The organism is Mesorhizobium sp. L103C119B0, from assembly GCF_000502235.1.
Classification (GTDB): domain Bacteria; phylum Pseudomonadota; class Alphaproteobacteria; order Rhizobiales; family Rhizobiaceae; genus Mesorhizobium.
This window is the reverse complement of the sequence record NZ_AYXE01000049.1, coordinates 1-7,217: the sequence shown is the minus strand read 5'-3', so window position 1 is coordinate 7,217 and position 7,217 is coordinate 1. Positions and strand designations below refer to the sequence as shown.

Annotated in this window: 7 protein-coding genes; 1 reads left to right on the top strand and 6 read right to left on the bottom strand. The window is 63.2% G+C overall.

Annotated elements, in window-relative coordinates:
* Positions 1-362: 362 nt before the first annotated feature.
* On the bottom strand, positions 363-1,472 hold the full coding sequence (locus X728_RS137175) for a TRAP transporter substrate-binding protein (protein ID WP_023671351.1): 1,110 nt from the start codon (positions 1,470-1,472) through the stop codon (positions 363-365).
* 294 nt (positions 1,473-1,766) lie between these two features.
* On the opposite strand from X728_RS137175, the gene X728_RS137180 reads away from it, so the two are divergent.
* A complete protein-coding gene (locus tag X728_RS137180; protein WP_023703661.1) occupies positions 1,767-2,540 on the top strand; it encodes a gamma-glutamyl-gamma-aminobutyrate hydrolase family protein in 774 nt (257 codons plus the stop codon).
* A gap of 10 nt (positions 2,541-2,550) precedes the next feature.
* Here the strand turns inward: X728_RS137180 and X728_RS137185 are convergent, their stop codons facing one another.
* The 5 genes from X728_RS137185 to X728_RS137205 all read right to left on the bottom strand — a co-directional run bounded on the left by X728_RS137185 (position 2,551) and on the right by X728_RS137205 (position 7,083).
* Positions 2,551-2,961, bottom strand: coding sequence for a hypothetical protein (locus X728_RS137185; protein ID WP_023683514.1), 411 nt, complete (start codon positions 2,959-2,961; stop codon positions 2,551-2,553).
* A gap of 82 nt (positions 2,962-3,043) precedes the next feature.
* Positions 3,044-4,027, bottom strand: a complete 984-nt coding sequence (locus tag X728_RS137190) for a 2-hydroxyacid dehydrogenase (protein ID WP_023746556.1) — start codon at positions 4,025-4,027, stop codon at positions 3,044-3,046.
* Positions 4,024-5,046 carry a LacI family DNA-binding transcriptional regulator gene (locus tag X728_RS137195; RefSeq protein WP_023671355.1) on the bottom strand — a complete coding sequence of 341 codons (1,023 nt, stop codon included), beginning with the start codon at positions 5,044-5,046 and terminating at the stop codon, positions 4,024-4,026. The genes X728_RS137190 and X728_RS137195 overlap by 4 nt, the downstream gene beginning before the upstream one ends.
* A gap of 67 nt (positions 5,047-5,113) precedes the next feature.
* The gene (locus X728_RS137200; RefSeq protein WP_032886143.1) at positions 5,114-5,998 is read right to left on the bottom strand and encodes a DMT family transporter; all 885 of its coding nucleotides are present in this window, start codon (positions 5,996-5,998) and stop codon (positions 5,114-5,116) included.
* Positions 5,999-6,180: 182 nt separating this feature from the next.
* Entirely contained in the window at positions 6,181-7,083 is a 903-nt protein-coding gene (locus X728_RS137205; RefSeq protein ID WP_023694713.1) for a LysR family transcriptional regulator, read from the bottom strand.
* Positions 7,084-7,217 lie beyond the last annotated feature (134 nt).

Below are 7,217 nucleotides of genomic sequence, written 5' to 3'. Positions count from 1 at the left end.
TGCGTTGGAGACCGAAGACGGACAATGGACACTCTCATTCCATGCCCACCCGCTCGGCATCATCGACACACGGCATATGAAGCTTGTCCGCCGCAGCGCCGCGCCAACCAATCCGCTTGGCGCTGCGGCGGACGCATAGGGAGAGAAGTGTCACCTATGTATCCGGTTCAAAGTGTTACCCATCTATCGGCTGGACACCGGCAGGCAGGTGAGGTGCAGCGTCAACGCTTGGAAAGATAAGCTATAATTTCGGGGCGGCTACCAAGCCCAAGGCGATCAATCGCCGAAGTTTGCGCCGCCCCTCATCCACCTGCCGGGACCTTCTCCCCGTATAGTGACGGGGAGAAGGGACAGATCCCAGCCTACAGTTTGCCGTTGCGCTGCTGGACCATCATGAAGGTGTCGTAATTGTACTCGGCCACCTGCGCCCACAGATAGTGCTCCTTGCGGAAGCCCTTGATCGAGTCCCAGATCTTCTTGAACGGTGCGTTGGTGGCTTCCATTTCGGTGTAGACCTCATTGGCCTTCTCGAAACAGGCGGCCATGATGTCCTGGCTGAACGGGCGCAATTTCGCGCCGCCGGCCACCAGCCGCTTCACCGCCGCAGGATTGAGAAAATCGTATTTCTGCAGCATGTTGGCGTCCGCCGCCTGCGCGGCGGTGTGCACAAGCGACTTGTAGGCGGGCGACAGCTCCTCGTACTTGGCCTTGTTGAACAAGAGATGGACGGTCGGGCCGCCTTCCCACCAGCCGGGATAATAGTAGTAGGGCGCGACCTTGTAGAAGCCGAGCTTCTCGTCGTCATAGGGGCCGACCCATTCGGCGGCGTCGATCGTGCCTTTTTCCAGCGCCGGATAGATGTCGCCACCGGCGATCTGCTGCGGCACGACGCCGAGCTTCTGCACCACTTTGCCGGCAAAGCCGCCGATGCGCATCTTGAGGCCGGACAGGTCGGCGACGGTGTTGATCTCCTTGCGGAACCAGCCGCCCATCTGCACGCCGGTGTTGCCGCCGGGCAGGCCGAAAAGACCCTGCGTGGCAAGAAACTCGTTGAACAGGTCGATGCCGCCGCCATGATAGTGCCAGGCGTTCATGCCGCGCGCGTTGAGCGAGAACGGCACCGCCGCACCGAGCGCCCATGTCGGGTCCTTGCCCCAATAATAGTATGACACCGTGTGGCAGGCCTCGACGGTGCCGGCAGTGGTGGCGTCGGCGGCCTGCAGGCCGGGCACGAGTTCGCCGGAGGCGAAGACCTGGACCTGGAAATTGCCGTCCGTCGCCTCAGACAGCATCTTGGAGAAGACTTCGGCGCCGCCATAGATCGTATCGAGTGACTTGGGAAAGGATGACGCCAACCGCCACGTCACTTTCGGATTGGACTGGGCGATTGCCGGTGCGGCTAGCGTAGCGGCAGCCGCCGCTGCGCCCACGCCGGTGACCCCGGCCTTGCGGATGAATGAACGACGATCCATGCAGTTCCTCCCTATTGGACCAACAACCGATATCAGGGACATCTCCTCACGTCCGGTATCGATTTGCCCGAAACAATACACGGGCAAAAGGTCGAGTCCAGCATGGTGGCGGGATTTGACGGCGGCGCTGGCGACAAATCCGCGGGCCGGCCGGCCAGCCTGCAACTATAGTCTAACGTTCGCCGCGTGGCCCATGCGAGATGGCGAAACTTGCCATGGAAAAGCGCCTTCGGATCGCCTATTTTGCAGGCACAATAGCTATTCGCTTCGCGCCAAATGGAATCCGGACCCAAAATGCACCAGCCGCTCGTCGCCATATCAACCGACGTCCGTCAGTTCGACAACTACACCTGGCATGCCGTCCCGCAGCAATATATCGAGGCAGCACTTTCCGGCGCCGGCGTGTTCCCGCTTTTGGTGCCGTCATTCGGTGACCGGCTCGACTTCGACGAGCTGTTGTCTTCGGTCGACGGTGTCATGGTCACTGGCTCGAAGTCCAACGTGCATCCATCGCTCTATGGCGGCGACGCCAGCGAAGCCAACGGCCCCTACGACCCGGCGCGCGATTCCACCACGCTGCCGCTAATCCGCAAGGCGATCGAGCGCGGCGTGCCGCTGCTTGCCATCTGCCGCGGCATCCAGGAGTTGAACGTTGCGCTGGGCGGCACGCTTGGCACCGAGATCCAGGAGCGCGAAGGCTCGCTCGACCATCGCGCGCCGGTGAGCGACAACCAGGACGAACGCTTCGCCATTCACCAGACCATTTCGATCAAGCCGGGCAGCTGCCTGGCCGGCGTGTTTGGCGCCGGCGACATCAAGGTCAACTCGCTGCACCGCCAAGGCATCGACCGGCTCGGCTCGAAGCTGCAGGTCGAGGCGGTTGCCGGCGACGGCACGGTGGAGGCAGTTTCGGTGAAGGACGCCCGCGCCTTCGCCGTCGGCGTGCAATGGCACCCCGAATACTGGGTCAAGTCGGACGGCAACTCGGCCAAGATCTTCCGCGCCTTCGGCGATGCGGTGCGCCTGCATGCGGCGGCGAAGGCCGGCGCGCGGGCGGCGGCGGAATAAATCCCGACGATCAATTGCCGGCGGATTGATCCCGTTCGCCGGTTGTCGCCAGCGAAAGCAGCGGCGTGGCCGGAGCGTAGGATTCGTAGCCGTCGCCATCCGCAACCGAGAAGGTGACGATCGGGTCGGTGCCGTCGGCGCTGAACGCGATCGTGCCGTCCTCGCCCTCTCGCCAGAATTTTGCCCGCTCGATCCCCGGCAGCAGCCCGCGGCAGTTCGGCGCCACGGTCAACAGCGACAGGCCATCGTCAATCGCGGCGCCGCGGCTAACCGCGCAGTCGCCTTCGTCGCCATTGGCGACCAGCCTGAAGGTGGTTGCCGGCCTTGCTTCATTGGCCGAACTTTCACTGCTGCCGCCGTGAAACAGCTGAAAGCCGGCGAAAAGTGCCGCTGCCGCAATCAATGCCGGAAGTTTCGTCATCTTGCACTCCGCGCCCCCCGGCGCAGATGCAGAATGATTCCAAAGCGTTAAGCCGACGTTAACGAGTGTGGCAGACAGCCGCTCAGCTTCGTGGCTTGACTTGCGCCGTCTCCGGCACCGGGGTCAGTGGCCGGCGCTCGCTGAACCAGGATACGAGATTGTCGACGCACAGATCCGCCATGGCGCGGCGCGTGTGGTGCGAGGCCGAGCCGACATGGGGCAAAAGCGAGGTGTTGGGCGCCTCCAGCAAAGCCTTAGGCACATTCGGTTCATCGGCGAAAACATCGAGCCCGGCGGCGGCGATGGTGCCGTTGGCAAGCGCTGCGGCGAGGTCTGCCTCGTCGACCGTGCTGCCACGGCCGATGTTGACGAAAACGCCGTTGGCGCCAAGCGCCGCCAGGATTTCGGCATTGACCGCCTTCTCCGTGGAAGCGCCGCCCGGCACTACGGAAATCAGCGTATCGACCGCTTCGGCAAGGCCCTTCAGCGTCGGGTGGTATTCATAAGCCAGACCTTCGACCTTGCGCCTGTTGTGGTAGGCCACCGGCAGCCCGAACGCTTCCAGCCGGCGCGCAATGGCAAGGCCGATGCGGCCCATGCCGAAAATGCCGACATGCCGACCGCGCAAGGTCAGCCGGCTCAGCGGATAGTTGCCCTTCTTCACCCAACTGCCGTCGCGCAGCCATTTCTCGGCGTTGTAAAGTTCACGCACGGTGTTGAGCAAAAGGCCGATCGTGGTGTCGGCGACCTCCTCGGTCAAAACATCGGGGGTGTTGGTGACCATGATGTTTTTCTTGGCCGCATGGCCGGCATCGACCGAATCATAGCCGACGCCGAAGGAGGCGATGAGTTCGAGGTTGGGCAATGCATCCATCAATGCCGCATTGACGCCGGCGAAGGACGCAATGGCGCGCACGTCATGGCGCATCTCGTCGGTGACCAGGGCGGGATCGGCGCGCTCTATCTTGACCCGCTTGAAGGTGCGGTCGATGCGCTCGACCGCATGGTCGTTGAAATGTCCCGGCACCAGAACGGCGACGGTCTGCAACGCATCCGTCTTGGTCATGCACGCTCCACCGGCTTGCCGGTCGACTGGCGCACATGCAGTTCCGGCTTGATCAGTTCCTGTGACGGCCGTACCGCCTGTCCGTTCAATTTGTCGAGCAGCGCGCTGGCGGCACGGCGGCCAACCTCTCGCTGGCCATTCCAGACCGTGGTGAGCGCCGGTGTCGCGATTGCCGCCTCCTCGAGATCGTCATAGCCGGTGACCGATATGTCGGCGCCCGGCACCAGGCCGGCGCGGGCAATGCCGTTCATCAGCCCTATGGCGACGAGATCATTCCAGCAGCAGGCGGCGGTTGGCTTGTCTTTAAGCGCCAAAAACTGTCCAGCCGCCTCGAATCCGCCCTGCTTGGTGCGCGGCCCGGCAATGCGCCAGGACGGCCTGACTTCCAGCCCGGCGGCTTCCATGGCGTTGAGATAGCCCTGGTAGCGGTCGCGCCCGGTCGAGGTCTGGTCGGTGCCGCCGATCATGGCGATGCGCTTGTGGCCGAGCGAGATCAGGTGATTGGTGGCAAGTGCTGTGCCATAGGCATCGTCGCCGCGAAACACCGGCACGTCGGCGCCTTCCACGCTGCGTGCGATCAGCACCGCCGGCAGGCCGTTTTCTTCGGCCATGACGATGTCGGAAGCCGGCGTGCCGATGGCCGGCGACATGATGACGCCATCGGCGCCGAGCTGCAGCAGCGTGTCGATGAAGGTGCGCTGCTTTTCCAGCTGGTCGTAGTGGTTGGACAGGATAAAGGTCTGCCGGCTGCGATCGAGTTCGCTTTCGATGGAGCGCAGGATCTCGGCGAAGAACGGGTTCATGATGTCGTGCACGACGACGCCGACAATCCCCGAGCGCGAGGTGCGCAGTGAGGCGGCGCGGCGGTTGTAGATATACCCGATGGCCCGCGCATGCTCCTTGATGCGGTCACGCGTGGCGCCTGCGACCAGTGGACTGTCGCGCAAGGCGAGGGATACCGTGGCCGTTGAGACGCCAAGCGCATCCGCGATCGTCGAAAGCTTGATCTTTTGTGCCAGCCCTTCGCTCCCCGAGTTTTTTTAAAATTTTTTAAATGCGGCGTTATGCCATCGGATTCGGAGCAAATCAAAGTTTTTTCGCCAGCGCCTCCGCCTCGGCATCGACGGTCGTGCGATTGCGCAGCCGCAAACGGTGCTCGCGATGGATGATGTAAAGGCCGCTGGCGACGATGATGGCTGCACCCACCAGCGTCCAGCGGTCGGGGAACTGGTGGAAGATGATCCAGCCGGACAGGATCATCCAGACCATCTGCGAATAGGGGTACGGCGCCAGCGCCGTGGTGGTCGCCAGGCGGTAGGCCTGCACCAGCAGCCAGTGGCCGCCGGCGCCGAACACGCCCAGCATCACCAGTATGAACCAGTGCCAGCCATCCTGCGGCAGCCCATGCGAGAACGGCAGCATCGGCAGAAGCAGCACGGCCGGCGCCAGCGCCGAAAACAGGATCAGGCTTTCCGAGGTTTCGCTGGCTGACATCCGCCGCGTCATGATGACGTAAAAACTGTTCGACAGCATCGAGCCGAGCGCGAAAAGATGGCCGATGCCGAACACGCCGATGCCCGGCCTTGTAATGACGAGCACGCCGACAAAGCCCGACAGGATTGCCAGCCAGCGCCGCCAGCCGGCCCATTCACCAAGCAGCGGTCCGGCAAGGGCGGTGATCACCATCGGCCCGAAGAAGTAGATCGAGGTGGTCTCGGCCAGTTGAAGCGTTTTGAGCGCCATGACGTTGCACATCGTCGAGCCGAACAGCAGACCGCCGCGCAGGATGTGGGCCGGCAAATTGTTGGCGCGGAAGCGCGACGGCTCGCGCCAGCCGCGCAGGAAGACGCCGACAAGCAGGACATGGACGGTGAAGCGGGCCCAGGCGACGATCAGCGCCGAGACGCCGGCCAGCACCAGATATTTGCTCGATGTGTCGAGAAAGGTGAAAAAGACATAGGTGGACAGCATGAACAGCATCGCCGCGGACGGCGTTGCGCTTTCGTCTGATCTTGCGGGAACGTTCAAATGTCAGGCCGGGCAGGGAGGATCAACGCTTAACCTTTGCGGCAATCGCCTGCGCCCGGCAAGCCAAAAGCGACTGGCACAACAGGAGCCGCGCGCAGGCTCAGCGCGGGCCGATCCTATGCCGGCTAAAGCGCCTCGCCGGATGCCACTTGCGCCTGGAGATGAAGCCACAACGCCTGGGCGACGGGTCCATGCGGTCGGTCGCGCCGGCGCACCGCCGCCAGGGTCTCCGTCCGGCCGGGCAGATGTGCACCAGCGATCGAGATCAGCCTCCTATCCCGCAGTTCGTCCTCGATCAGCCATGCCGGCAGATGGCCCCAGGCCAATCCGTGAAGGATCAGTTCCTTCTTCATCAGATGATCCGGCACCGAGCACTGATGCGCACCGTCGACGAGGAAATAGCTCTCCGGCGACGGCCGCCGCGCCGTGTCGCGGATCACGCACTGGGTGAAGGGCCGCATCTGCTCCGGCGCAATCTCGCGGCCAGGCGCGAACGGAAGGAACCCAGGCGCCACCACCGGCACGAGGGGCACCGCGCAGAGATGGATCCGCTCGAGATGCGGATCGGAAGGATCCGCGCGATGGAAGATGAGGTCAGCCTCGCCTTCCATCAACCGTTCGAGCGGACCGCCGACCGCCTCGTACTCCAGGTGCAGGCGTGTCCCGGTGCGTTCGGCAAAGAAGCCGCTGAGCATAGGCAGGATTTGCGGTCGCGGGCACAGATCACCCACGACGACACGCAGGACCGTCTCCTCGCCACTCGCCAACTGGCCCGCATAGGTTCGCAGATGGTCGAGCTCGCGCAATGTCAGCTGCGCTCGCGCGTGAAACTCGCGGCCCGCCTCCGTCAGCCCCACCCGATATCCGCTGCGGTCGAGAAGTGTGAGCCCGAGCAACTGCTCGAGGCGTGCGACAGCGGCGAAGACGGATGGATGCGATCGGTTCAAGGCAAGGGCGGCCGCCTGGAAGCTGCCCTCGCTTGCCACGGCGTCAAAGCACCGTAGGTCGTGGAGTTTCAGACCATTCATTATCGCCAAAACCTACTGAGATTGTCCAATCATAGTAATTTTCCTGGATAATTACGAGGCCTAGGTGTTTAGTCCCAAGGTTTGATGGGTTGGATCGAGCCTGAATCGTTCGGGCTCTTTTGTCCAGATTTTGC